Origin of the sequence: Prauserella endophytica (genome assembly GCF_005146945.1) — a bacterium.
In the GTDB taxonomy this organism is placed as follows: domain Bacteria; phylum Actinomycetota; class Actinomycetes; order Mycobacteriales; family Pseudonocardiaceae; genus Prauserella_A; species Prauserella_A endophytica.
The window spans coordinates 1-22,642 of sequence record NZ_SWMS01000003.1; the positions used below are offsets into that span (position 1 = coordinate 1).

General features: G+C 72.4%; 23 protein-coding genes. 7 read left to right on the top strand and 16 right to left on the bottom strand.

Going from position 1 to position 22,642, the window contains the following annotated elements; genetic code table 11:
- Positions 1 to 138: 138 nt before the first annotated feature.
- The 3 genes from FCN18_RS07080 to FCN18_RS07090 are packed head-to-tail and all read left to right on the top strand — an operon-like array spanning position 139 to position 2,566.
- Positions 139 to 1,332 carry a GNAT family N-acetyltransferase gene (locus tag FCN18_RS07080; protein WP_137093998.1) on the top strand — a complete coding sequence of 398 codons (1,194 nt, stop codon included), beginning with the start codon at positions 139 to 141 and terminating at the stop codon, positions 1,330 to 1,332.
- Between the two features lie 35 nt (positions 1,333 to 1,367).
- Positions 1,368 to 1,775, top strand: coding sequence for a DUF4333 domain-containing protein (locus FCN18_RS07085; RefSeq protein ID WP_137094001.1), 408 nt, complete (start codon positions 1,368 to 1,370; stop codon positions 1,773 to 1,775).
- Positions 1,772 to 2,566 carry a PIG-L deacetylase family protein gene (locus tag FCN18_RS07090; RefSeq protein WP_137094003.1) on the top strand — a complete coding sequence of 265 codons (795 nt, stop codon included), beginning with the start codon at positions 1,772 to 1,774 and terminating at the stop codon, positions 2,564 to 2,566. The genes FCN18_RS07085 and FCN18_RS07090 overlap by 4 nt, the downstream gene beginning before the upstream one ends.
- On the opposite strand, the gene FCN18_RS07095 is transcribed toward FCN18_RS07090, so the two are convergent.
- The 11 genes from FCN18_RS07095 to FCN18_RS07140 form a co-directional block, all read right to left on the bottom strand.
- Positions 2,554 to 4,080 carry an FAD-dependent oxidoreductase gene (locus FCN18_RS07095; protein WP_137094005.1) on the bottom strand — a complete coding sequence of 509 codons (1,527 nt, stop codon included), beginning with the start codon at positions 4,078 to 4,080 and terminating at the stop codon, positions 2,554 to 2,556. The genes FCN18_RS07090 and FCN18_RS07095 overlap by 13 nt on opposite strands.
- Positions 4,077 to 4,763, bottom strand: coding sequence for a class I SAM-dependent methyltransferase (locus FCN18_RS07100; protein ID WP_137094007.1), 687 nt, complete (start codon positions 4,761 to 4,763; stop codon positions 4,077 to 4,079). Before FCN18_RS07100 ends, FCN18_RS07095 begins: the two co-directional genes overlap by 4 nt.
- Complete coding sequence (locus FCN18_RS07105; RefSeq protein ID WP_137094010.1) at positions 4,760 to 5,080, bottom strand: lycopene cyclase domain-containing protein; 321 nt, start codon at positions 5,078 to 5,080, stop codon at positions 4,760 to 4,762. Before FCN18_RS07105 ends, FCN18_RS07100 begins: the two co-directional genes overlap by 4 nt.
- Complete coding sequence (locus FCN18_RS07110) at positions 5,077 to 5,412, bottom strand: lycopene cyclase domain-containing protein (RefSeq protein WP_112269144.1); 336 nt, start codon at positions 5,410 to 5,412, stop codon at positions 5,077 to 5,079. The genes FCN18_RS07105 and FCN18_RS07110 overlap by 4 nt, the downstream gene beginning before the upstream one ends.
- 168 nt (positions 5,413 to 5,580) lie before the next feature.
- The gene (locus FCN18_RS39005; RefSeq protein WP_158303067.1) at positions 5,581 to 5,745 is read right to left on the bottom strand and encodes a hypothetical protein; all 165 of its coding nucleotides are present in this window, start codon (positions 5,743 to 5,745) and stop codon (positions 5,581 to 5,583) included.
- A gap of 5 nt (positions 5,746 to 5,750) precedes the next feature.
- Positions 5,751 to 6,863: a glycosyltransferase gene (locus FCN18_RS07115; RefSeq protein WP_137094012.1), complete on the bottom strand. Its 1,113-nt coding sequence runs from the start codon at positions 6,861 to 6,863 to the stop codon at positions 5,751 to 5,753.
- Between the two features lie 233 nt (positions 6,864 to 7,096).
- The gene (locus tag FCN18_RS07120) at positions 7,097 to 7,927 is read right to left on the bottom strand and encodes a DUF427 domain-containing protein (RefSeq protein ID WP_137094014.1); all 831 of its coding nucleotides are present in this window, start codon (positions 7,925 to 7,927) and stop codon (positions 7,097 to 7,099) included.
- Between the two features lie 229 nt (positions 7,928 to 8,156).
- The gene (locus FCN18_RS07125; protein ID WP_137094016.1) at positions 8,157 to 9,317 is read right to left on the bottom strand and encodes an acyl-CoA dehydrogenase family protein; all 1,161 of its coding nucleotides are present in this window, start codon (positions 9,315 to 9,317) and stop codon (positions 8,157 to 8,159) included.
- A complete protein-coding gene (locus tag FCN18_RS07130; protein ID WP_112269150.1) occupies positions 9,317 to 10,837 on the bottom strand; it encodes a 3-hydroxyacyl-CoA dehydrogenase in 1,521 nt (506 codons plus the stop codon). The genes FCN18_RS07125 and FCN18_RS07130 overlap by 1 nt, the downstream gene beginning before the upstream one ends.
- Positions 10,838 to 10,865: 28 nt before the next feature.
- Positions 10,866 to 11,639: a CoA-transferase subunit beta gene (locus FCN18_RS07135; RefSeq protein WP_112269152.1), complete on the bottom strand. Its 774-nt coding sequence runs from the start codon at positions 11,637 to 11,639 to the stop codon at positions 10,866 to 10,868.
- On the bottom strand, positions 11,636 to 12,574 hold the full coding sequence (locus FCN18_RS07140) for a CoA transferase subunit A (protein ID WP_112269154.1): 939 nt from the start codon (positions 12,572 to 12,574) through the stop codon (positions 11,636 to 11,638). The genes FCN18_RS07135 and FCN18_RS07140 overlap by 4 nt, the downstream gene beginning before the upstream one ends.
- 126 nt (positions 12,575 to 12,700) lie before the next feature.
- Between FCN18_RS07140 and FCN18_RS07145 the strand changes: the two genes are divergently transcribed.
- The 4 genes from FCN18_RS07145 (at position 12,701) to FCN18_RS07155 (ending at position 16,830) form a co-directional block, all read left to right on the top strand.
- Positions 12,701 to 13,603, top strand: coding sequence for a LysR family transcriptional regulator (locus tag FCN18_RS07145; RefSeq protein ID WP_112269156.1), 903 nt, complete (start codon positions 12,701 to 12,703; stop codon positions 13,601 to 13,603).
- 112 nt (positions 13,604 to 13,715) lie between these two features.
- On the top strand, positions 13,716 to 13,820 hold the full coding sequence (locus FCN18_RS40815; RefSeq protein ID WP_369973557.1) for an LPFR motif small protein: 105 nt from the start codon (positions 13,716 to 13,718) through the stop codon (positions 13,818 to 13,820).
- A gap of 174 nt (positions 13,821 to 13,994) precedes the next feature.
- On the top strand, positions 13,995 to 15,854 hold the full coding sequence (locus FCN18_RS07150) for a Na+/H+ antiporter (RefSeq protein WP_137094018.1): 1,860 nt from the start codon (positions 13,995 to 13,997) through the stop codon (positions 15,852 to 15,854).
- A 16-nt stretch (positions 15,855 to 15,870) separates the two neighbouring features.
- Positions 15,871 to 16,830, top strand: a complete 960-nt coding sequence (locus FCN18_RS07155; RefSeq protein WP_112269160.1) for a DNA polymerase domain-containing protein — start codon at positions 15,871 to 15,873, stop codon at positions 16,828 to 16,830.
- 254 nt (positions 16,831 to 17,084) lie between these two features.
- On the opposite strand, the gene FCN18_RS40820 is transcribed toward FCN18_RS07155, so the two are convergent.
- The 5 genes from FCN18_RS40820 to FCN18_RS07185 all read right to left on the bottom strand — a co-directional run bounded on the left by FCN18_RS40820 (position 17,085) and on the right by FCN18_RS07185 (position 22,630).
- Entirely contained in the window at positions 17,085 to 17,555 is a 471-nt protein-coding gene (locus tag FCN18_RS40820) for a MerR family transcriptional regulator (protein WP_369973558.1), read from the bottom strand.
- Positions 17,556 to 17,572: 17 nt separating this feature from the next.
- Positions 17,573 to 17,977: a DUF6292 family protein gene (locus FCN18_RS07170; RefSeq protein WP_112269164.1), complete on the bottom strand. Its 405-nt coding sequence runs from the start codon at positions 17,975 to 17,977 to the stop codon at positions 17,573 to 17,575.
- A 172-nt stretch (positions 17,978 to 18,149) separates the two neighbouring features.
- Positions 18,150 to 19,034, bottom strand: a complete 885-nt coding sequence (locus tag FCN18_RS07175; RefSeq protein WP_112269166.1) for a TIGR03854 family LLM class F420-dependent oxidoreductase — start codon at positions 19,032 to 19,034, stop codon at positions 18,150 to 18,152.
- A gap of 471 nt (positions 19,035 to 19,505) precedes the next feature.
- Positions 19,506 to 21,833, bottom strand: a complete 2,328-nt coding sequence (locus tag FCN18_RS07180) for a molybdopterin oxidoreductase family protein (RefSeq protein WP_137094020.1) — start codon at positions 21,831 to 21,833, stop codon at positions 19,506 to 19,508.
- A gap of 35 nt (positions 21,834 to 21,868) precedes the next feature.
- The gene (locus tag FCN18_RS07185) at positions 21,869 to 22,630 is read right to left on the bottom strand and encodes an SDR family NAD(P)-dependent oxidoreductase (protein WP_137094023.1); all 762 of its coding nucleotides are present in this window, start codon (positions 22,628 to 22,630) and stop codon (positions 21,869 to 21,871) included.
- Positions 22,631 to 22,642: the final 12 nt, after the last annotated feature.

Genomic DNA, 22,642 nt, shown 5'->3' on the forward strand with positions numbered 1-22,642 from the left:
CGGTGGCCTTCCGAGTCAGGAGTGCCGGGATCCCGCCCACACACATCATCACTGTGGCCTTCACTGCGGGTGGGGCTGCGGCGGGGCTGGCGCTAATCCGGTGGCGGCCGCGGGCGCCGGTGGACGAGCATCGGACCCATGACCGATCACCGCACGCGCGTGCTGCGCGAGGACGAGCTGCGCGCCGCCAGCACGCTGTTCCGTGCCGCCCTGCACATCAAGCCGGCTCCCGACGAGGAATGGGACCGCACGCGGCACGCCTACCAGCCAGGTCGCACTCTCGGCGTCTTCGACGACGCCCTCATCGGCACCGCCCGCTCGACCGACTCGGACCTGACGGTGCCCGGCGGGGCCCCGGTGCGCTCCGCGGCGGTCACGGGTGTCGGCGTGCGGGCCGACCGCACGCGGCGCGGCGTGCTGACCGAGCTGATGCGCGCCCAGTTCGAGGACTTCGCCGAGCGCGGGGTGATCGCCGCGAACCTCTGGGCCTCCGAGGGGCCGATCTACGGCCGCTTCGGCTACGGCGTCGCCACCCACGGGCGCTCGTCCACGGTCAACCGGCGGCAGGCCGTCCTGCGGCCCGACGTACCACCGGGCGGTGAGGTCGAGCTGATCGACGTCGACGCGGCGCGGACGGTGCTCGCGGAGAGCTACGCGCGCATCAGCAGGCGCTCGGGCATGATGGCCAGGCCGGACCACTGGTGGAACTACTTCGACGGCGCGCTGAGAAGGGGCGACGACCCGGTCACGATCGCCGTGCATCACGGCAGGCACGGCGTCGACGGCTTCGTGGTATACCGCGTGGGCCGCACCGCGGGCGGTCCCGGCGTGCTCACGGTCGAGGACCTGCACTACGACGACACCGCGGCGTTCGCGGGGATCTGGCGCTACCTGCTCTCGGTCGACCTGGTCGACGAGATCTCGCTGGTGTACCGGCCGCTCGACGAGCCCGTCGACCTCCTGTTCACCGACCCGCGCGCGTGCCGGGTGACGGGCGGCGGCGACGAGACATGGCTGCGGCTGCTCGACGTTCCCGCCGCGCTGGCGGCCCGGCGCTGGGCCGGGGAGCCGCTGGTGATCGAGGTCATGGACCCGGTGCTGGAGCACAACACCGGCCGCTATCTCCTGAGCCAGGACGGGGCGGTGCGCACCGACGAGCCCTCGGCCGTGCGGCTCGGTGTGGACGCGCTGGCGATGGCCTACCTCGGCGGCTGGCGGCCGTCGGCGCTCGCGAGGGCCGGACGCCTGTGGTTCGCGCAGCCCGCCACCGCGCGGGTGGCGGATCAGCTGTTCGCTGCGCATGCGGCGCCGTGGTGCGGTACGTTCTTCTGACCTGTGAACGATCAACTTCTCCGGGGTGTCCGACTGTGCGGGTTCGCGCTGTCCTGTTGGTGATGATGGCGGGCGCCGCCCTGCTGCTCGGGGCGTGCGACAGCGGCGGGGAGGAGCCCGCCACGCCGGCCTCCGAGAGCTCAGCGACCTCCGCTGCGACCTCGTCGGGCGAACAGGCCACCGCCACCGCGGCGAGCACCACGACCAGCCTGGCGCCCGTGTCGAAGGTGTTCGACGCGGAGGCCATGCAGATGTCGGTGCAGCAGATCCTCACTCAGAGCTACCGTGTCGAGGGCGTCGAGCGTGTCACCTGCCCGCCGGACCAGCCGGTGGAGGTCGGTCTCAAGTTCGACTGCACCGCCGTGATCGCGGGCGAGCCGAAGCGTGTGCAGATCACGGTCAAGAACGAGAACGACGAGTACGAGGTCGGTTACCCGCGGTGAGCACGCCCGGCGGGCGCACCGTCGTGGCGTTTCACGCCCATGCCGACGACGAGGTGCTGCTCACCGGTGGGACGCTCGCCCGGCTCGCCGCCGAGGGGCACCGCGTGGTGATCGTCGTGGCGTCCGACAGCGCCGATGAGGACAAGGCGAGGGTGCGCGCGGCCGAGCTGCGCGCGAGCGCTCGGATCCTGGGTGCGGCGAGGGTCGCGCACCTCGGGTACGCCGACAGCGGGCACGGCCCGCTGCTCTTCGCCGACCCGCCGGGCCGCACGCGGTTCGTGCGCGCCGACGTCGGCGAGGCCGCGGCCAAGCTCGCCGCGCTGCTTCGGGAGGAGCGGGCCGACCTGCTGCTGAGCTACGACCCGCGCGGCGGATACGGGCACCGGGACCATGTGCACGTCCACCACGTCGGCCTGCACGCCGCCGCGCTCACCGGCGTTCGCGTGCTGGAGGCGACGATGCCCCGCGAGCCGGTGGCGAGGGCCTACGACGTGCTGACGGCGCTGCGGGTGCCGCTGCGCTACGACCGCGATGTCTTCCACGGCGCCTTCAGCCCGCGCGCGGAGATCACGCACCGCTACGACGTGCGCGCGTTCGCGGCACGGAAACGCGCCGCGCTCGCGGCCCACGAGTCGCAGGTCGGCGGTGGCGGCCGGGTGGGCCCGCTGTTCCGGGGGTTGTTGCGGCTGCCCGTGCCGATCTTCGCTGTGCTGTTCGGCAGGGAGTGGTTCGTGGAGGCCCAGCCCCGCTCCGGCGCCCAAGGGCATGTCGGTGGCGGTCAATGCGACTGAGGCGCCCTCGGGGTGGCGTGGGCGGCCAGCAGCCGCAGGGGCGGGATGCGGCCCCGCACGGGCACGCTTAGCAGGTCGTGGCCGGTGACGCCCCAGGCGGCCAGCAGTCGGTTGGCCGCCGCCAGTCCGGTGGTCGCCGCCCGCTCCATGAGCGCGACGGGAAGGTCAACGCGGATGGCGTCGCCCGCGAGGACGAGACCCTCCACCGGGGTCTCGATGCCGGGCCTGCGCGGGAAGCCGCCCGGCGGGAACAGGGGGCAGTCGGCCCGCCATTCGGAGCGGTCCGCCACGGTCGTCGCCGTGCGGGTCTCCGGATAGAGCTCGTGCAGCCGCGTGAGCAGAGCCCGCCCGGTCTCCTCGGCCGAACCCGTTGCGGCGTAGGCGTGCAGTTCGACCACGGACCCGCCCGAGCGCCGTGCCCAGGACGCGGCGTCGCTGTCGAACCGGTCGAGCACGCTGATGTTGTCCAGCGGCGGCAGGCCGCCGGTGGCCAGGAAGGCGGGGCGGGCGGGTTCGACCGGCCGGTCGAACCACAGGCGGCGGACCAGGAACGGCGGCGCGGTCGCGAGTCCCGCGATCCGGTCGCGCCAGTCGCGGCTGCCGAGACCGGGGGAGGCGGCCACCACCTCCCGCAGGCCGCGCACATCCAGTGCGAGCACCACGGCGTCGGCCTCGGTCACGTGCGCGCCGGTGTGGACCCGGAACCGGGTGCCCGGCTCGATCGCCTCGACCGCCGTTCCGGTGTGGACGGTCCCGCCGTGGCGGCCGAGCTGTTCGGCGAGCGGCTGCCACAGGCGGTGGAAGGGCTCGTTCGCCACGTCGAAGAGCAGCCCCTCGGCGGAACCGAGGAAGTACAGGTGGAACATCACCGCCAGCTCGGCGGCCGAGAGCTGCCGGGGATCGGCGAAAAAGCTGCGGGAGAACACGTCGAAGGCGAGGTGACGGGCCGCGGGCGGGAACCGGACCCGGTCGAGGAACTCCCGCGCGTCGATGTGGTCGAGCTCCTCGTAGGTGCCCGGCACGCGGACGTTCAGCAGCGCCAGCGCCGTCCTCCGGTCGACGCGCAGCAGGTCCCTCGCGGTGAAGGTGGGGCTGCGCAATGCGAAGGCGAGCGCGTTCCACGGCGGCGTGCGGGGCAGGCCCTCGAAGCTATCGGTGCGGCCGTGCGCGTCCACCAGCGGGTAGTCCGGCACGGGGGTCAGCACGCCGAGGTCCGGGTCGGCACGGCGCAGCAGCGCCCGCAGGTTGTAGTACTGGCGGAAGAAGGCGTGGAATCCCCGGCTCATGCCGGTGCGCGTCCCGTCGGGAAGCGTCGTGGTCCACCCGCCGACGCGGCCACCGAGGTAGGACTCGCGCTCGAACAGTTCGACCGCGACACCGCGCTCCGCGAGCGCGGTCGCCGCCGCCAGGCCCGCGATGCCGCCACCGGCCACGACGACGCGGCGGCCGGTCCCGGTCGCGCCGGACCGGCCGCGTGGCGCGGGATGCCGTGCCCGCCTGCGATCGCGGCTCATGCCACCGCCCGGAACGTGTGCACGATGCCACGTTGCCAGCCGCGCACGGTGCCGCAGCGGACGTCGCGGAACCCGGCGTGCCGCAGCATCGCGACGACACCCGCGGGGTCGTCGAAGTCGCGGACGCTGCGCCACAGGTAGCGGTACAGGCTCGCGTCACCGGCGACGAGCCTGCCCGACGGGATGATCACCGACCAGCACACGGCGTTCCAGATCCACCTCGGCACCGGGTGGTCGCTGAGGCTGTAGTCGTGCACCACGAGCACGCCACCCGGGCGCAGCAGGTCCCGCAGCGCGGTGAGCGTGCGGTCCGGATCGGGCAGGTTGCGGACCAGGTACGCGGCGAGGACGCCGTCGAAGGGCCCGGTGACGCCCGCGGCCGGGAGGTCCTCGACGCGGCCGTGGACGAACTCGACGGGCCGGGGCCAGGTCTTTCCGGCGGCGACGGCGAGCATCGCGGCGGAGCCGTCGACGGCGACGACGTCGGCATCGGGCACCGCGGCGAGCACCGCGGCCGTCGAGGCGCCCGTGCCGCAGCCGGCGTCGAGCACGCGCGGGCCCGCACCGGCGAGACCGCGGGCGGCCGCGCGCAGGTGCGCGTGGTAGCCGGGGTTGAGCCCGACGAGCCGGTCGTACGCCGTCGCCGCGTGGTCGAACGCGGCGGGTACGTCGTGGCGGGTCATGCGCGGGACCGTTCGCGTTCGGGCCGTACCCAGCACAGCAGGGTGAGCGTGACGAGGCCGAAACCGAACAGGAAGTCCTCGACGGGGATGTCGAAGGGGAACCGCACCCCGCTGAGGTGCGCGGGGTTGTAGACGACGATGGGCGCGCTGAGCTTGGTCAGCCACCCGTCCACGGGCACCTGGAACGCGAACACGATCGCGAGCGTGACCCAGTAGGCGGGGCGGCGGAACAGCCCCGTGCGCAGCCACGCCAGTTCGGCCACGATCACGGCGGGTACCGACAGCAGCGCGGGCAGGGTGTAGCCGACGCCGGTCACGCGCGCGCCCCGATCCGCCTGCCGAGCACCGCGCGCACGGCCTCGAACGTCAGCAGCCCGCAGAGCGGGATCACGAGGAAGAAGAGCGCCTCCTCCAGCGGCATCCCCGGCGCGACGTACACGCCGAGGGTGTAGCGGGAGTCGATGCTCCACACGCCGCCCGCGATCGCGGCGAGGTCCCACGCCGCGAACAGCGCGGCCGCGGGAAGCAGCGCGCGGACGAGCCTGCGCGGCCTGCGGTAGACCCCGGCGCCGAGGAACTCCAGCGGCAGTGTGACGGCCACGCATGCGGCGAGCACGAGCAGGTAGTGGAGGTGGTCGGTGGACTCCATGCGGCAATCCTTCGTGATCAGGGCGGCAGGTGCGACTGGGATGCCCGCGATCACGGTAGGCGAACCGGCGGAGCCTGACCGCAGTGAAGGCCACCATGCCTGCGTTCAACGCAGGCATGGTGGCCTTCACTGCAGTTCGGGGGCGCGGGGGCGCGGGGGCGCGGAGGGTTACAGGTCCGCTTGGCCCTTGCGGGGGAGGAGCTTGACCAGCGCGACGCCCGCCATGATCAGCATCAGGGCGGCGAGAACGAGCCACGCGGTGCTGAGACCGGTGTAGGCGAGCGTGCCGGCGGTGCCGGTGCCCGCGGCGGTGGAGATGCCTTTGCCGTACATGTGTTTCACCTCCCCTCGGTGAGTGCGGTGGCGGACCGGGTGACGTGGTGCCAGCGGGGGGTGCGGCGCAGCACCGCGTCCCGCCAGCCGGCGACGTACACCGCGAGCCGGAAGAAGTCGTAGATCATCTCTGGGACGAACAGCAGGGTCACTCCTATGCCCCGCCAGCCCGCCTTGCGGACGGTGATGAGGCGGTCCGCCACACACAGGGCGCCAACGCCGAGCCAGAACGGGTGCAGCACGATCGGCTGGCCCATCGCGAGGGTCGCGCCGAACAGCAGCGGGTAGCCGATGATGACGGCGAAGCCGCAGACCGCCCACAGCTGCTGGAACAGGTAGGGCAGGGTCGTCCGGTTGACGCCGTGGGTGCGCATGTTGTCGAGCGCGCCCCGCTGCCAGCGCAGGCGCTGCCGCCACAGATCCCGCCACGTCGGCATGAGCTCCGTCGTCGTCGAGCACCGGCCCGGTGACACGCAGCGGTAGCCGAGTCTCAAACAGGCCAGGGTGATCTCCATGTCCTCGGTCAGTGCGGCGCGGTCGTAGAACTCGCCCCGGCGGCCGGGCAGGGATCGCCCGCGCGCTTCGGCGATCTCGCGCAGCACCGAGACCCGCAGCATGGTCGAGGTTCCCGTGAGCACCCAGACCCCTCGGCCCCGGCGCAGGACGTCGCGCGCGTAGCGGACGTACTCGTTGCGCTGCAACTGCGCGAGCATGCCCGAGCCGCCCTCGCCGTAGAAGATGCCGCCGACGGCGCCGATCGCCGGGTCGCGGTGCAGGGCCCGCAGCGCGGTGGCGATCCAGTCGTCGCCGAGCAGCGAGTCCGCGTCCATGACGAGCACGAGGTCGTCATCGTCGAGTTGGGGCAGCAGCCGGTCGAGCGCCTGGTTGAGGGCGCCGGCCTTCTTGTCCACATTGGCCTCGGTGGTGAACACCGTCGCGCCGTGCGCGATCGCGATGTCGGCCGTGCGGTCGGTGCAGTTGTCCGCCACCACGTACACGGCGTCCGGCGGCACGGACTGCCGCCGCAGCGACCCGAGCGTCAGTGCGATGCTCGCTTCCTCGTCGTGCGCGGGGACCACCGTTACGACGCGGCTTCCGCCGGCTGTGTGCGCTCCCACGGGCCACCTTGCCCTTCCGTTTTCAGGACGCGTTGTCACGCACGGTGACAATGGTCGCCGTGGAGCGGACTGTGGCGGCGGCGGGAAGTTCTCCGTCAAAACCCCAGGTCTGTGCGTCGCTTGCCGGGTAGATCCGAAAAGGCGAGCGGTTCATTACTGCAATCAGGCTATGAGCTGGATCACAATCATATACGTAGTGTGATCGACGCGGATCGTGTTCGCCGCCGGGGCGGTCACGACCAGGGCGTGACCGGGCGCGGCCTGGGCGCGCCGTCGAGGACCACGTCGACGCGCTCGTCGAAGAAGCACACGTGGTCCGCGATCTCCGTGAGGCCGGCCAGCGGTCGCGCATACGTCCAGGCGACGTCGGGGTGGGACCGGCCCCCGGTGTCGGCTGAGAAGTACGTGGCCAGACCCTTGTAGGCGCACACGCTCGTGGTGTCCGACGGGCTCAGCAGGTCCATCCGCACATCGGCCCTCGGGAGGTAGAACCGCGGAGTGATGTGGGTTTCGAAGAGCAGCAGCGCTGAGGTGCTCTCGGCCAGCGGCACGCCGTCCAGCTGGATCCGCACGCGGCTGGAGCTGCGCCGGACGTCGATGCGCGAGAACGGGTCGCGGGGATGGCCGACGATCGGCTCGTCCTCTTCGAGCCACTGGTCGAAGGCGCCGAAGTCGAGCACCACGTGGCCGGCGAGGTCGGGGTCGGCGGGCCGGAATCCGGCCGCATCGAGGAAAAGCGCGTTCGTGCGCAGCGACACCGGATCGCCATCGCAGGTGTGCGCGGCGAAGGCGGTGCGGGGGTCCAGCACCTGCGGGCTGTCCTTGCCGAGCGGCACCGGGTGCTCGGCGGCCGCGGCCCGGTCCGCGGGAACGACCGTGGCGAGCAGGTCCTCCTCCGGCACCGCGTAGGAGGCCACGACCCGTTTCGGCTCCCAGACCAGCACGGCGCGGCGGGAGTCGGCGACCGTCTCGTCCCCGGCGATCGCCCGGACGCGCTTCTGGGTCGGCTCGAACCGGAGCTCACCGAGCTGCCGGGCGAACTGCTCGCTCAACTGCAGCGCCATGGCGCCCACTGTCCGCCCTCGGTCCCTGCCGGTCAACGTCCGGCCACCTGCTCTGGTGTGCGCGGCCCGCGCGTGGTCGGATGGCCCGAGACGGCGCGGAGGCGGTCCGGTGGGACGGCGACGCAGGAGCGGCGGCCCCGGATGCTGAGCGGAGGCGAGGCCGTCGACGCCGCACGCCCTCGGCTGAGGGCCGCGGTGGAGGCCCATCTTCACCGCGGTTGGCCGAGGGTCAGGACATCGCGTTGATGCCTGTCAGGTCCCTGCCGATGATGAGCTTCTGGATCTGGCTCGTGCCCTCGTAGAGGGTCAGCACGCGGGCGTCCCGGAGGTACTTGCCGGCCGGGTACTCGTCGATGAAGCCGTAGCCGCCGAACACCTGGAGGCAGCTGTTGCTCACCCGTACCGCCGTCTCGCTCGCGTGGTACTTCGCGGCGGAGGCGTCGGTCGCGTAGTCCTTCGGCTTTACTCCCGCGTCGGCCATGCGCGCGACGTGGTGGGTCAGCAGGCGCGAGGCCTGCACGTCCACCGCCGCGTCGGCGAGCAGCTCCTGCACCAGCTGGAACGAGGCGATCGGCTTGCCGAACTGGTCGCGTTCCCCGGCGTAGCGAGTGGCGGCGTCGAGCGCCGCCTGTGCGACACCCACCGCGCCCGCCGCGACGGAGATCCGGCCCCGCGAGAGCGCGCCGAGCGCGATGCCGAGGCCGCGGTCGACCTCGCCGAGCCGCGCCGCGTCGGGCACCCGCACGTTGTCGAACGTCAGCTCCGCGGTGGCCTGCCCGCGCAGGCCGAGCTTGCCCTTGATCTCGGTGGCAGTGAAGCCGGGGGAGTCCGTGGGCACCAGGAACGCCGTGACGCCCGAATCGCTCGTTCGCGCGAACGTGAGCGCCACCTTCGCCTGGGTTCCGTTGGTGATGAACATCTTGCTGCCGCGCAACACCCAGTCGCTCCCGTCGCGGACGGCGCGCGTGCGCAGCGAGCCGGCGTCCGAGCCCGTTCCCGGTTCGGTGAGCGCGAAGCAGCCGAGCGCCTCACCGCTCACCAGGCGCGGTAGCCACTCCTGCCGCTGCTCCTCGGTGCCGTACCCGGCGATGGTCTTGGTGACCAGGCCGAGCGACACCGACACGATGCCGCGCACCGCCGAGTCGCCGCGGCCGAGCTCCTCGGTCACCAGGACGTAGGAGAGCGTGTCGGCGTCGACGCCGCCGTAGCGCTCGTCGACCATCAGCCCGAGGAACCCCAGCTCTCCCAGGCGTTTCACGATGGCCGGATCGACGCGCTCGGCGCGGTCCCACTCCCGGGCGTGCGGGACTATCTCGGCGTCGACGAACCCGGCGGCGAGGTCGCGGATGTCGCGCTGGGTCTCGGTGAGCCCGAAGTCGCGGGCGAGCATCAGTGGGTGTCCTTTCCGGACTCGATGACATCGGAGGGCGAGGTTCCCCGCTCGGTCAGCGGCAGGCCAAGCTGAGCGCGCTCGGTGAGCCAGCGGGTGGGCCGGTAGCGGGGATCGCCGGTGGTGGAGTGCAGGTTCCGTTGCAGCGTCAGTAGTTCGGTGGCACCGATCCGATCGCCCCACGCGAGCGGGCCGACCGGGTAGCCGAGCCCGGTGGTGACGGCCACGTCGATGTCGGAGGGGCTCGCGATGCCGCGCTCGGCGATCGACGCGGCGACGGAGACGATCGACGACACCAGCCGCTGGGCCGGGGAACCCGCGCTGTCGCGCACGACCGACACGCTGTGCTCGCCGAGGGCTAGCGCCGCCCGCGCGTCGCGCGCGACCGCCGGGTCGGTCGCCGGGGTGACGGCGAGCACCCGGCGCGAGGCCGCCAGCGACATCGGGTCGACGCCGACGGTGCGCGTCGCGGGCAATCCGTCCTCGGCGACGCGGGACGCGACCGTCGTGCCCCACGTCGGCACCAGCACCACGGCGTCGGCTGACGGCGCTTCGCCGTCCTCCACGGTGGCGCCCGCGTCGGCCAGCGCGGCCCGCACGTCGGCGCCGGGTGTCCACACGGGACGCTTCGGGTCGCCGGTGACCGGTGCCTCTTCCGGTGGCGCCGCGCCCTCGGCGTGGTCGAACCAGCCCCGCCCGGTCTTGCGACCGTGCAGGCCCGCGGCGACCCGGTTCGGCGTGAGGAACGACGGCCGCAGCCGGTCGGAGTAGCGGAAGCCGTGCCAGATCGAGTCGATCACCGTGGCCGTGACATCGAGGCCGGTGAGGTCCATCAGCTCGAACGGGCCCATCTTCAGGCCGAGCACGTCCCTGGCGATGCGGTCCAGCTCGGCCGGCTCGGCGACCTGCTCCTCCAGCAGTGCCAGCGCCTCGGTGACGAGGCCCCGGCCGGCGTGGTTGATGAGGAAGCCCGGGGTGTCGGCGACGACCACGGCCCGGTGCCCGGTGTCGCGGACCAGGGCGGTGAGCGTGCCGACGATGTCCGGGCGCGTCCGCGCGCCGGGGATCACCTCGACGATCTTCATCAGCGGCACCGGGTTGAAGAAGTGCAGCCCGCACAGCCGCGACGGGTCGCCGAGTCGCGCGGCGATCTGCGTGACCGGCAGTGACGAGGTGTTGGTGGCGAACACGGTGCGGGCGGGCAGCGCCGACTCCAGCTCGGTGAACAGCGCGGCCTTGGTGTCGAGATCCTCCCTGATCGCCTCCACCACCAGGTCGACGTCGTCGCCTGGCTTGCCGGGGGAGTCGACGGGGAGCAGCCGCGCCGCGATGGCCTCGGCCTCCTCGGCGCTGGTCCTGCCCTTGCTGACGGCACGGTCGAGCATGCCGCGGACGAACGTGATCGCCTCACCCACCGACTCCTGCCGGGCGTCGGCCAGCTCAACCGTGTGCCCTGCGGTCGCGGCCCACTGGGCGATGCCCCGGCCCATCACTCCGGTGCCGATGATCCTGATGCGCATGTTCCGATCTCCTTGGTGTGGCGAGCACTCAGCGTAGGTAGACCCGGCCGGGGTCGACCTCGTCGCGCAGCAGCCGCAGCTCGGCCGCCGTTGGCGGCTGGACGGTGCCGAGGTCGGGGGCGACGGCGAGATCCCAGCCAGTGGCCTCGCGGGCCTGCTCCACCGTGACCCCGGGGTGCACGGCCACCAGCCGCAGCTCGTCGCCCTGGCCGCTGCTGGCGAGGATGCCGAGCTCGGTGACCACCCTGGTGACGCCGGCGCCGAGTGGGCGGACGCCCTCGGCGAGCGCCCGGTGGGGGCCGGGGGAGGTACAGAAGTCGAGCTCGTCCACAAAGGACCTCCGGTCGTGCCGCCGCATCACCACGAAAACCTCGCGAGCGCTGGCCATCACCTCCATCGCACCACCCGGCCCTGGCAGCCGCACCTTGGGTGCGTGCCAGTCGCCGATGACCGACGAGTTGAGGTTGCCGAAGCGGTCGATCTGGGCCGCGCCGAGGAAGCCGACGTCGATGTGCCCGCCCTGCAGCACGTAGCCGAAGAGCACGGGCATGGGCAGCACCGCCTCCGCGCCCGTGATCAGCACGGCGTCGGCGATGGTCTCCGGCAGCTGCGACGGATGCGCGCCGCAGACGCCCGACTCGTAGACGATCTCCAGTTCCGGCGCGACGGTCAGGTGCGCGAGCGAGGCCGCCAGCGTGGGCAGGCCGATGCCGGCGAAGACGGTCCGCCGCGCCCGCAGCTCGCGCGACGCGACGACCGCCAGCAGCTCGGACGAGGTGCACTCCACGTGCCCTGGGCTCACAGCCGCCTCCCGTAGTTCACCGGCAGGCTCAGCGCCTCGCCGACCTCGAGCCTCGCCCAGAACTCCGGGCCCAGCTTCGCGACGTACTCGGCGTGGTCGGCGGTGCCGTGGACCCAGTCGGCGAGCCACGCCTGGAGCCGGTCCGGGTCCCTGCTGATCGCGGACCACGAGCGGTAGAAGGCGTTGTCCCGGTCGTAGTAGCCCTGGGCGAACGAGGGGTGCGCGCCACGGGGGCACTCCACGACGGCGTCCACGGCGTGCGCGGGGATCACGGTGCGGTTGGGGTCGGAGCGCACCACCTCGTCGGCCACGATCTCCTCCACCACCACGACGGCCCTGCGCGCTGCGAACACCGCCTCGGCCTGGATGCCCGTGAGGCCCCAGATCTGGGTGTTGCCTGCCCGGTCGGCGCGCTGCGCGTGCACGATCGTCACGTCCGGGTTCACCGGCGGCACCACGTGCACGCGCTCGTCGGCGTAGGGCGAGGTCACCGTGCGGATGGCCGGGTTGACCGACGGCAGGTCGCTGCCCGCGTAGGAACGCAGCGGGTAGAAGGGCAGACGCTGGGCACCGGCGAGGTAGCGGCAGATCATGCCGTAGTGGCTGTACTCCTCGAACTCCAGTGGCTCGCCCTCGGCGCTCTCGATGCGCCTGCGCAGCTCGCCCAGCGAGCCCGCCGAGGAGTTGCCCACGAACGACGACACGAGCTTGGTCACGCAGCCGGCGGCGAGCAGCTGGTCCACCACGATGTCGGCGGTCATCCGCACGATCGTCAGCCCGCGACGGCCCTGCCGGATGATCTCGTGGCCGGCCGCGGTCGGGATCAGGTGCGTGAACCCCTCCAGCGACACGGTGCCGCCGTCGTGCACATGAGCCGCGATGGCCTCGCGCATGGTCATCGTCTTGTCCGGCTGGGCCGGTGCTGACCGGGGCATCGTCGGGCTCCAGTGCTCGGGCGGCGGTGGCGGACGGCTCCCACCTTGCCAGCCCCCATTGTTTCCCGTCCAATACCGAATTAAGGTCGCGCTGATAGGTTCAGCGTTTCAATCTGGGAGTGGCCGGTGGAGCTGCGCTACCTGACATCGTTCGTGGCCGTGGCGGAGGAACTGCACTTCGGCCGCGCCGCCAAACGGCTGCGCATGGCCCAGCCGCCGCTGAGTCAGCAGATCCGTCAGCTGGAGAAGGAACTGGGCGTGCAGCTCTTCGAGCGCAACACCCGGTCGGTACGGCTGACGAGCGCGGGGGAGTCGTTCCTGGAGCCGGTGCGGCGCGTGCTCGACGACCTCGACATCGCCACGAGGGCCGCGAAAGCGGCCGGCCGCGGCGAGTACGGGCGGGTGAGCGTCGGCTTCGCCGGCGCGTCGAGCCACGAGAGCCTGCCCCTGCTGACCAGGGCCGTGCGGGCGGCGCAGCCGGGCCTGGAGCTGGTGATGAAGGGGCAGACCTACGCCAACGTCGCACTCGCGCGGGTCGCCGACGGCTCGCTCGACCTCGGGTTCGTACGGCTTCCGGTGACGCTGCCGGGCGTCGAGGCGCGGGTGATCGACGAGGAGGAGGTGGTGTGCGCACTGCCGTCGGACCACCCGCTGGCCCGGCAGGAGGCGATCGCGATCGGAGACCTCGCGGAGGAGCCGTTCGTGAGCTTCCCGGCCAACGCGGGCTCGACGGTGCGGGACGCGACCGTCCGGATCTGCGCCGAGGCCGGTTTCAACCCGCGCGTGGTGCAGGAGGCTCCCGACTCCTGGACGATCCTGGCGCTGGTCGCGGCCGGCGTGGGCGTGACCCTCACGCTCAGCTCGTGCCAGCACATCCAGCAGACCGGGCTCGTCTACCGCCCGCTCGCGGGTCCGGGCGTCCGGCTGCAGGCGGCGCTCGCGTGGCGGCGCGACAATCCGTCCGCCGCCCTGCGCACGGTGCTCGCGATCGCCGAGCAGGCGTTGCCGACTCCGGAGCCGCCGCGCTGAGACGATGGCGGCCTCACCGCGCCCGGCGACCGCCGGCGAGCGCGTGGTCGCCGCCTGAGCCGCACGGGAACGGGCTGGTTGGGGCGTCACCCGAGCGGGTAACCGAGCCCCTATGCGAAGGATCAGTGAAGTTCTGCAGATGATCGGAAGCACTATCGCCAACGTCGTCACGTTGCCGTTCCGGGCACTCGCTCGAGTCCTGCGGCCGCGCCGCTGAGCGCGCGGGCGGTTCCGGAGTTACGGGCGGGTTCTGGCAACCGGGCGAAAGCCGGTTCCGCCCTGCCCCGTGGAAGACCTGATCGTCGTCTGCCCCCCAAGGCCACCTTTGTTGCGTTGAACGCAACAAAGGTGGCCTTGGGGCAGGCGGCGGCGCACGCGCTTAGATGAGCACATGGAGGTCGCGGCTGAGCTGGCCGGACTGGTCGTCGCCGTGCTCGTGGTCACCGCGGTGGCCGGCAGGCTGAACTGGTCCGCGCCCCTGTGCCTGATCGTGGTCGGCGTGGGTGCGTCCTTCGTGCCCGGAATGCCCGAGTACGAGCTGCATCCCGAAGTCGTGCTGCTCGGTCTGCTGCCGCCGTTGCTCTACGCCACGGCGATCCGCTCGTCCCTCGTCGACTTCCGCGCCAACCGCGGCCCGATCGCGCTGCTCTCGGTGGGGCTCGTGGTGTTCACGGCGGTCGGCGTCGGAGTGCTCGCGTGGCTGATCGTGCCCGGCCTGCCGCTCGCGGCCGGGATCGCACTCGGCGCGGTGGTCGCCCCGCCCGACGCCGTGGCCGCGACCGCGGTCGCGCGCCGCGTCGGTATGCCCCGCAAGATCGTCCGCCTGCTCGAGGGCGAGAGCCTGTTCAACGACGCCGCGGCGCTGGTGGCGCTGCGCACCGCGATCGCGGCGATCGGCGGCGCGGTGACCGTGCTCGAGACGGCGGAGAACTTCCTGCTGGCGGCGGTCGGCGGCCTGGCGGTCGGCCTCGTGGTGGGCTTCGGGGCCGCGCTGCTGCGGGCGCGCATGGAGGACCCGGTGATCGACACGGCGTTCTCGTTCGTGCTGCCCTTCCTCGCCTACCTGCCCGCCGAGCTCATCCACGGCTCCGGCGTGTTGGCCGTGGTGACCGCGGGCCTCATCGTCGGCCACCGCACCCCGACGATGCTCTCCGGTCCCTCACGGCTGGCGAGCAGGCTGAACTGGCAGACGATCCAGTTCCTGCTGGAGAACATGGTCTTTCTGCTCATCGGCCTGCAGCTGCGCCGGATCCTCGCCGAGGTGGGCGACAGCGAGCTGAGCGCCGGGACCCTCGTGCTGATCTGCTCCGCGGTGCTGACGACCACCATCGCGCTCCGGTTCGTCTGGATGTTCGCCATCGGCCTGCTGCGCAGGGTCACCGGCTCGCACGCGTGGCCGTGGCGGTACTCGACGGTGATCGCGTGGGCCGGCATGCGCGGCGTGGTCACGCTCGCGGCGGCGTTCGCGCTCCCGACCGACACACCGCACCGCGCGGTGCTGGTGCTGGCCGCGTTCGTCGTGGTGGCGGGGACCCTGCTGCTGCAGGGCACCACGCTGCCGCCGCTCGTGCGGCGGCTGCGGCTGCCCGCCCCGGACCCGAACGTGGACGCCCTGCAGGAGGCGGCGCTGCTCGACGACATGACCAGGGCCGGGGTCGCCCGCCTCGACGAGGTCCGGCGACCCGGGGATCCGGAGGAGGTGCTGCGGCGCCTGCGCGACCGCGTCCGCTACCGCTCGGACGACGCGTGGGAGCAGCTCGGCAGGCGGGGCGGCACGGTGGAGACTCCGAGCGAGGCCTACCGCAGGCTGCGGCTGGAGATGCTGGAGGCCGAGCGCGCCGAGTTCCTCGCCGCCCGCGCCGACCGGAGGGTCGACGACGCCGTGCTGCGCCGGATTCTGGACCGGCTGGACATCGAGGAGTCTATGCTCGACTCCGTGTCCGGTGATGCCGACGAGACCGGCCGGGAGCTGACCACGCCCCCGGCCACCGTGCGGTCGTGCGAGCACCTCGAGCGGGAATTCGCCGAGGTGGAGCCCAGCTCGGCCGACTCGTGCCTTGAGTGTGTCGCCGAGGGCGGCTCCTGGGTGCACCTGCGGTTGTGCCTGGGCTGCGGCCAGGTCGCCTGCTGCGACTCCTCGCCCGCGCGGCACGCCACCCGGCATTTCGAGACGACGGGCCACCCGGTGATGCGCAGCTTCGAGCCGGGGGAGAGCTGGCGCTGGTGCTTCGTCGACCGGCGGCTCGGCTGAGGCGCGGGGAGGACCGATGGCGCAGGGCGAGGAGCGGGCCGGGGTCGCGCTGACCAACCTCGACCAGCCGCTGTTCGACAGCGCCGAGGCCAGCAAGCGCGACCTCGTCGACTACCTCGACGCGGTACGCGACCGGATCCTGCCCGGGCTGCGGGACCGTCCGCTCTCGGTGATGCGCGTGCTGCGCGGCCAGCGCCCGTTCATGCAGAAGAACGTGCCGAAGTACACCCCCGAGTGGGTGCGCACGGTGCCGCTGTGGGCTGAGTCGTCACAGCGGGAGGTGTCCTACGCGCTGTGCGACGATCGCCGCACGCTGCTGTGGTTCGCCAACCAGCGGGCCGTGGAGTACCACCCCACGCTCGTGACGGCGCGGCGCTGGGACCACGCCACGCACCTCGTGCTCGACATCGACCCGCCCGGCGACGCGGACACGGGCGGCTTCGGCCTCGCCGTCCGCGCCGCGCACCTCGTGCGGCAGGCACTCACCGACGCCGGGCTCTCCGGCGTCGTGAAGACCAGCGGCGCCAAGGGCGTGCACGTGTTCGTGCCCGTGACGGCGGAGGAGGCCATCGAGGACGTCGCCGCCGCGACCCGCGCGCTCGCCGCGCGGGCGGAGCGGCTCGACCCCGCGCTCGCGACCACCGCCTACATCCGGGAGGACCGGGGCGGCAAGGTGTTCCTCGACTCGACCCGCGCCGGGGGCGCGACGGTGGTCGCCGCCTACAGCCCCAGGCTGCGTCCCGGCGCCACCGTGTCGTTCCCGGTCGACTGGGCCGAACTGGACGACGTGACGCCACGGGATTTCACCGTGCACACGGTGCCGGGGCTGCTCGGCGACGGCGACCCGTGGACCGAACGGATGCCACCACCGCAGCGGCTCGGCGCGGAGCTGATCGAGGAGGGCAGGGCGATCCCGGTCGCCAGGGTCGCCGCGATGCACGAGGGCAAGCGGCGCGCCCGCGCCCGTCGCGGCTGAAGGGTGCAACGCCGGCACGACCGGACGGCGCAGGCGCACGCGGCGAAGCGACGAACCTCGCGCCGGAGCCGGTTGTCCCACCCCGCGGCGGGGAATTCGCCACCATGGCCAGGACAGGGATTCACCCTCGCGGTACCACGGCGGGACGGATAATCACCGGCATCGGTTCGGTGTTCGCGCTCATCGAGGTTCTGCACATCCTGCTCGTGGTGCTGGAGGCAAACGCCGCCAACGGCTTCGCCACCTTCGTCAGGTCACTCGCCGAACCGCTGGCGCTGTTCTTCCCCGGCCTGTTCCCGATCGACGAGCCGAGGCTCGCCGTGCTCGTCAACTACGGTTTGGCGGCGGTGTTCTGGCTCGTCGTCACGGGTCTGCTCGCCAGGGTGCTCGGCCGCACCCGCTGAGCTGCGGCCGTCACGCGCGCGTGACAGCTGCCCTCGGAGCTCGCCGATCTCCCGGTAAGCGCGGGCCAGCTCGCGCTCCAGGTCCAGGATCCGGTGCGCCGCCGCGAGGTTGTGGCCCTCGTCGAACAGCTCGCGGAGCCTGCCCGCCTGGCCGAGCTGGTGCCGGGAGTAACGGCGGTGGCCACCCCGGGAACGCTCGGGCGACAGCACGCCCGCGTTGTCGAGGCTGCGCAGAAAGGGCTGCTCCACACCGAGGATGTCCGCGGCCTGGCCGGTGGTGTAGGTGGGGCGGTGCTCGTCGTCGAGGTGGTGCAGGTCCATCGGTGACCAGCTCGTCCCTAGGCGTAGGCGGCCAGCCGCCGCGGCAGGTCGTCTGCGCTGCCCGCGGACCGGAACCGGGGCGGCTCGGGGTGCCGGTTCAGCGTGCCCTCGAGCATGCCGGCCGCGAAGCGCGCGACGGTGCGTGGCGGGGGCAGCACGCCGGAGTCGAGATAGGACAGAACGAGAAGGTCGTCACAGCATCGCGCCTCGACGGCGAGCGCCCAGCCGTTCTCCTCGTCCCAGGTGAGCGCCACGTCGAGCGCGGGGAACGAGCTGAGTCTGCCTTCGAGCGCGAGATAGGCGTTGACCGGTGGCTCCAGCTGGACACACGAGGAGTCGCCGCTGAGCCCCATGGCTTCACGGACGAGTTGGACGTAGTGGCGCAGCCCGCGCGCCGACGCTCCATGCTGTTCGAGTTCCATGTGACGTCTCACCGCAGCAGCATCGATGGGGAGGGGGCCGCCGACTGCTTGACGTAATTCGGATCCTACGTGGCAAAAAAAGAACCGCAAGTGGTCATTCCAGTGACGAATGATCGCGCTGGGCGTCCATAGTGGATCACCCAGCGCGGAGGGATTTCGCAGCGGTTACGCGTCAGTTCTGCAGGGGCAGCAGCTCGGTGGTGAACTCGTCGACGAACCGCGCCAGGTCGGTGCCGGGGGAGCCGGGGCGGATGACGAACTTCGTGAGCCCGGCGTCGAGGTACCGCTCGACGAGGCCGCGTGCGTGGGGCCAGCCGGTGGCGACCAGGTCGGCCGGGTCGGCGTTCGGGCGGCGCCGCGTCGCGGCCGTCAGCAGGGAGTCCGGCACGCCGTCGGTCGCGACCGCGAGCGTGATCCCGTAGTGGTCGGCTTCGATCTCCCGTCCCGCCTCCGCGGCCGCGGTCTCGATGGCCTCGCGCCCTCGCCGGGTGTCCTCCGGCGTGAGGAAGCTGGCGAGCCAGCCGTCGGCGAGCCTGCCGACCCGCCGCAGCGCTGCGGGCGCCGCACCGCCGAGCCACAGGTCGAGGGGCTTCGCCGGCCGGGCGCCGATGCCGAGCCCGTCGAGGCGGAAGAACTCGCCGTGGAAGGTCACCTCGTCCTCGGTCAGCAGCAGTCGCACCACCCGCAGCGTCTCGTCGAACACGGCGGCCCTGCGCCCCTCCGGCACGGGGAACGCCGCCGCCTCGTGTGCTCTCGCGGGGCGCAGCCCGAACACCGGCAGCACCCTGGCCGGGGCCAGCCCGGCCAGCGAGGCCAGTTGCTTGGCGACCCGAACCGGATGCCTGCCGGGCAGCACGGCCACCCCGGTGCCGACCTTGAGCCGCTCGGTCCTGGCGAGCGCGTGGGCCATGCCGATGAACGGGTCGACCTGGTGGGACGACACCACCTCGGACAGCCACACCGAGTCGATGCCACGCCGTTCGAGGTCGTCGATGGCGGCCGCGAACTCCGCCGGTCCGGTCTGCTGCCCGAGGCCGATGCCGATGCGAATCTTCATGCCCTTCACCAAACCAACCGGCCGGTCCGGTGTCCATGGCGTCGTCAGCTGGTGAGGATCTGCGGGGAGAGCACCTTGAGCATCGAGTAGGTGCAGGTCGCGCCGCCGTCCGGCGGCGGCCAGTTCGGTGACGGTTCCTCGGACCAGCGCGCGCGAGGTCGCGCGCGACGTGGTGCACCCAGGCCGCGTCTGACAATCCCGTTGCCGGCTGCGCGGGGCCAGCGCGGCGCTCGGTTCGTGCGGGGCACCCGCGCCCGGGGCATGCGTTGGCGGAAGGCCCGAGTACGGTCCGCCTGCGAGGGCCTTCCTCCGCGTGGCGAGGCACCACGCTGATCCCCGCTCGCACGGCAGAGGATTGTCAGACACTGCCTGGTGCTCGGCGGCGTGCCGGTCGGCGAGCACCCGCAGTGCGGTGGCGAGCGCGAGCTCGGACCGGTAACAGCTGCCGGAGCACCGGCCGCAGCGTCATGGTCACTCCTTCGCCGGATCCGGCCGCACGGCCGCCGAGCCGGACTTGAACAGCGGCTGCTTGGAGGCCGGGTCCCATTCGGTGACGGTGAGCTCGTTGGCGGCCCGGTCGTGCTCGCCATCGGAGGTGTCCCAGTAGCCGTAGTGGAACGGCACGAACAGCACGCCGTCGCGGACGCCGCCGACGCGCGCCCGCGCGCGGATCCGGCCCCGGCGCGAGCTGACCACGGTCGGCGTGCCGTCGGCGATGCCGTGCGCGGCGGCGTCGGCGGGCGAGATCTCCACCCACACCTCGGGTTCGGCGTCCCGCAGCTCGGGGGTGCGGCCGGTCTTGGTCCTGGTGTGGAAGTGCACGAGTGTGCGGCCGGTGATGAGGTAGAACGGGAACTCGGCGTCCGGTGTCTCGTGGGCCGGCAGGTACTCGGCGGCCTTGATCATCGCCTTGCCGTCAGGGTTGAGCGCCGCGTAGTCGGTCCGCTCCAGCGGCGCGCCCGTGACGAGGTCCTTGCCGTAGCCCTCGCAGTAGTCGGGGGCGGCGAAGAACCGGCCGTCCGCGTAGAGCCGCTCCGTGCCGTCGGGGTGCTCCTCGTCGCACGGCCATTGGACGCCGCCGAGCTTGCGAAGCCTGTCGTAGCTGAGCGCGGAGTAGTCGCACGGCCGTCCCTCACTCGCACGCTGCCACGCCGCGAACGCGGACTCGGCGTCGTGCCACGGCGGGAACGGTGCGCCGTCGTTGTCGCGGAAGTCCATGCGGCGGGCGTAGTCGAGGAAGATGCCGAGGTCGGCGACCGCGTCGCCGGGCGGGTCCACGGCCTGCTCGGACAGGTGCACGGTGCGGTCGGCGTTGGTGAACGTGCCCGTCTTCTCGCCCCACGTCGCCGCGGGCAGCACGACGTCGGCGAACTCGGCCGTCTCGGTGCGGAAGATGTCCTGCACCACCACGAAGAGCCGCCGCTGCCGCAGGATCTCCCGCACGCGCCGCAGCTCGGGCAGCGAGACCGCCGGGTTGGTGCCGCTGATCCACAGCAGCCGGACAGAGCCCTGCTCGGCGTAGCGCAGCAGCTGCATCAGATGGGTCGGCGGGCCGTCGTGCGGGATCCGCTCCTCCGGCACGTTCCAGATGCGGGCCAGGTCGCGGACGTGCGCGTCGTTGGCCCAGTTGCGGAAGCCGGTGAGGTCGCCGTTCGCGCCGCACTCCCGGGTGTTCTGGGCCGTCGGCTGCCCGTTCATCTGCAGCACGCCCGCACCGGGCCTGCCCAGCATGCCGCGCACGAGGTGCACGTTGTTCACCTGGACGGCGGCGGCGCTGGCCTGGTGTGACTGGTAGAAACCCTGCAGCACGGTGGACAGCAGCCGTTCGGCGCCGCCGAGCAGCGCCGCGGCCTCCCGGAGGTCGCGCTCGGAGACGCCGCAGATCCGGGCCACCCGCTCCGGAGGGTACTCTCGCACCCGTTCGGCCAGCTCGGCGTAGCCGACGGTGTGCTCGCGCACGTAGTCGTGGTCGACCCAGTCGTGTTCGACGAGCTCGTGCAGCAGCCCGTTCATGAGGGCGACGTTGGTGCCCGGCAGCGGAGCCAGGTGCAGGGTCGCCTCGAGGGCGACCGGCGTGCGCCGGGGGTCGACGCACAGGATCGCGGGCGGGTCGGCGCCCGCCATGCGGTCGAGCATCCGCTGCCACAGCACCCCTTGCGTCTCGGCGACGTTGTGCCCGTACAGGGCGAGGACGTCCGCGTGGTCGACGTCGGTGTAGGAGCCCGGCTGGCCGTCGCAGCCGAAGGACTCCTTGAGCGCCTCAGCGGCCGTCGCGGTGCACAGCCGCGTGTTGCCGTCGAGGTGGTTGGTGCCGATGCCGCCCCTGGCGATGGCGGTGAGGGTGTAGTACTCCTCGAGGAACAGCTGCCCCGTCGTGTAGAAGCCGATCGAACCGGGACCGCTTGCGGCGAGCAACTCCTTGCTGCGCTCGACGATCCTGCCCATCGCGGTGTCCCAATCGGACTCGACGAGCCGGTCGCCGTCGCGCACCAGCGGCCTCGTGAGCCGGTCGGCCGCGTGGTTCGCCTGCCACGCGTAGAGGTCCTTCGGGTCGAGCCTGCCCCGGTTGACGCGGTCGTCCTCCCGGCCGCGCACGCCGGCGATCCGGCCGTCCTTGACCGCGATGTCCAGCGCGTCGCCGTTGGAGTGCAGCAGGGATGCCGAGCGCACCCAACGGTCGACCGACTCAGGGACGACACCGTCCGCGAGCGCGGCGTCCACCCGCGTGGGCCACGGTTCCCCCTGGCCGTACGGAGTGCGCGCGCCCCATGGATCGCTGATCGCGTCCCTCGTCGGCATGCGCGACGGCTACCCCGTGCGGGCGCAGGGAAACCTCAGTCGGACACGGCTCCGCACGTGATGTTGAGCGACGCCGACGTCATCGACGAGGCGAGGTCGGAGGCGGCGAACGCGGCCACGTTGCCGACCTCGGCGAACGTGGCGGCCCGCTTCAGCATCGTCTTGCCCACGATCATGTCGACGATCGCGTCGCGGCCCTCGAAGTCCTCCGGCAGCGTCTCGGTGATGCCGCCGGTGTGCAGGGTCAGCACGCGGATGCCGTACTCGCCGAGCTCCGCGGCCAGCTGGCGGCGCAGGATGTCGAGCGAGCCGAGCGCGACCTGGAAGCCGCCGATGTAGTAGTCGCGGATGGGCTCACGGCCCCCGTCGCCGCCGAAGGTGAGGATCACGCCGGAGCGCTGCCGGATCATGTGCCGCGCCGCGGCCCTGGTGGTGAGGAACGTCGAGCGGGTGGCATTCCGGATGGGGCGGTCGAAGTCCTCCAGTGACATCTCCACCAGCGGCGTGCCGTGCACGTCCTCGTACCCGATGACGTTGAGCGACACGTCGATGCTGCCCGCCGTCGCGGCGACGGCGTCAGCGTGTGCGTCGACCGCGTCCTCGTCCAGCGCGTCGAGCACGGCGGTCTCGGCCCGGCCGCCGTTCGCGCGGATGCGTTCGGCGACCTCGTCGAGCGTCTTGCGGGTGCGCCCGGCCAGGTGGACGGTGGCGCCTTCGCGGGCGAAGGCCGTGGCGACGGCACCGCCGACCGCTCCGGCGCCGCCGTAGATGATCGCGTTCTTGCTCCTCAGCAGCATGGTGCACTCCTT

What these genes read in the sequence shown, in the direction of transcription:
- FCN18_RS07080 (WP_137093998.1), top strand. Translation starts at nt 139, where the DNA reads ATGACCGATCACCGCACGCGCGTGCTGCGCGAGGACGAGCTGCGCGCC.
- FCN18_RS07095 (WP_137094005.1), bottom strand. Translation starts at nt 4,080, where the DNA reads ATGAGCCGCGATCGCAGGCGGGCACGGCATCCCGCGCCACGCGGCCGG.
- FCN18_RS07100 (WP_137094007.1), bottom strand. Translation starts at nt 4,763, where the DNA reads ATGACCCGCCACGACGTACCCGCCGCGTTCGACCACGCGGCGACGGCG.
- FCN18_RS07110 (WP_112269144.1), bottom strand. Translation starts at nt 5,412, where the DNA reads ATGGAGTCCACCGACCACCTCCACTACCTGCTCGTGCTCGCCGCATGC.
- FCN18_RS39005 (WP_158303067.1), bottom strand. Translation starts at nt 5,745, where the DNA reads ATGTACGGCAAAGGCATCTCCACCGCCGCGGGCACCGGCACCGCCGGC.
- FCN18_RS07120 (WP_137094014.1), bottom strand. Translation starts at nt 7,927, where the DNA reads ATGGCGCTGCAGTTGAGCGAGCAGTTCGCCCGGCAGCTCGGTGAGCTC.
- FCN18_RS07125 (WP_137094016.1), bottom strand. Translation starts at nt 9,317, where the DNA reads ATGCTCGCCCGCGACTTCGGGCTCACCGAGACCCAGCGCGACATCCGC.
- FCN18_RS07130 (WP_112269150.1), bottom strand. Translation starts at nt 10,837, where the DNA reads ATGCGCATCAGGATCATCGGCACCGGAGTGATGGGCCGGGGCATCGCC.
- FCN18_RS07140 (WP_112269154.1), bottom strand. Translation starts at nt 12,574, where the DNA reads ATGCCCCGGTCAGCACCGGCCCAGCCGGACAAGACGATGACCATGCGC.
- FCN18_RS40815 (WP_369973557.1), top strand. Translation starts at nt 13,716, where the DNA reads ATGCGAAGGATCAGTGAAGTTCTGCAGATGATCGGAAGCACTATCGCC.
- FCN18_RS07150 (WP_137094018.1), top strand. Translation starts at nt 13,995, where the DNA reads ATGGAGGTCGCGGCTGAGCTGGCCGGACTGGTCGTCGCCGTGCTCGTG.
- FCN18_RS07155 (WP_112269160.1), top strand. Translation starts at nt 15,871, where the DNA reads ATGGCGCAGGGCGAGGAGCGGGCCGGGGTCGCGCTGACCAACCTCGAC.
- FCN18_RS40820 (WP_369973558.1), bottom strand. Translation starts at nt 17,555, where the DNA reads ATGGACCTGCACCACCTCGACGACGAGCACCGCCCCACCTACACCACC.
- FCN18_RS07170 (WP_112269164.1), bottom strand. Translation starts at nt 17,977, where the DNA reads ATGGAACTCGAACAGCATGGAGCGTCGGCGCGCGGGCTGCGCCACTAC.
- FCN18_RS07175 (WP_112269166.1), bottom strand. Translation starts at nt 19,034, where the DNA reads ATGAAGATTCGCATCGGCATCGGCCTCGGGCAGCAGACCGGACCGGCG.
- FCN18_RS07180 (WP_137094020.1), bottom strand. Translation starts at nt 21,833, where the DNA reads ATGCCGACGAGGGACGCGATCAGCGATCCATGGGGCGCGCGCACTCCG.
- FCN18_RS07185 (WP_137094023.1), bottom strand. Translation starts at nt 22,630, where the DNA reads ATGCTGCTGAGGAGCAAGAACGCGATCATCTACGGCGGCGCCGGAGCG.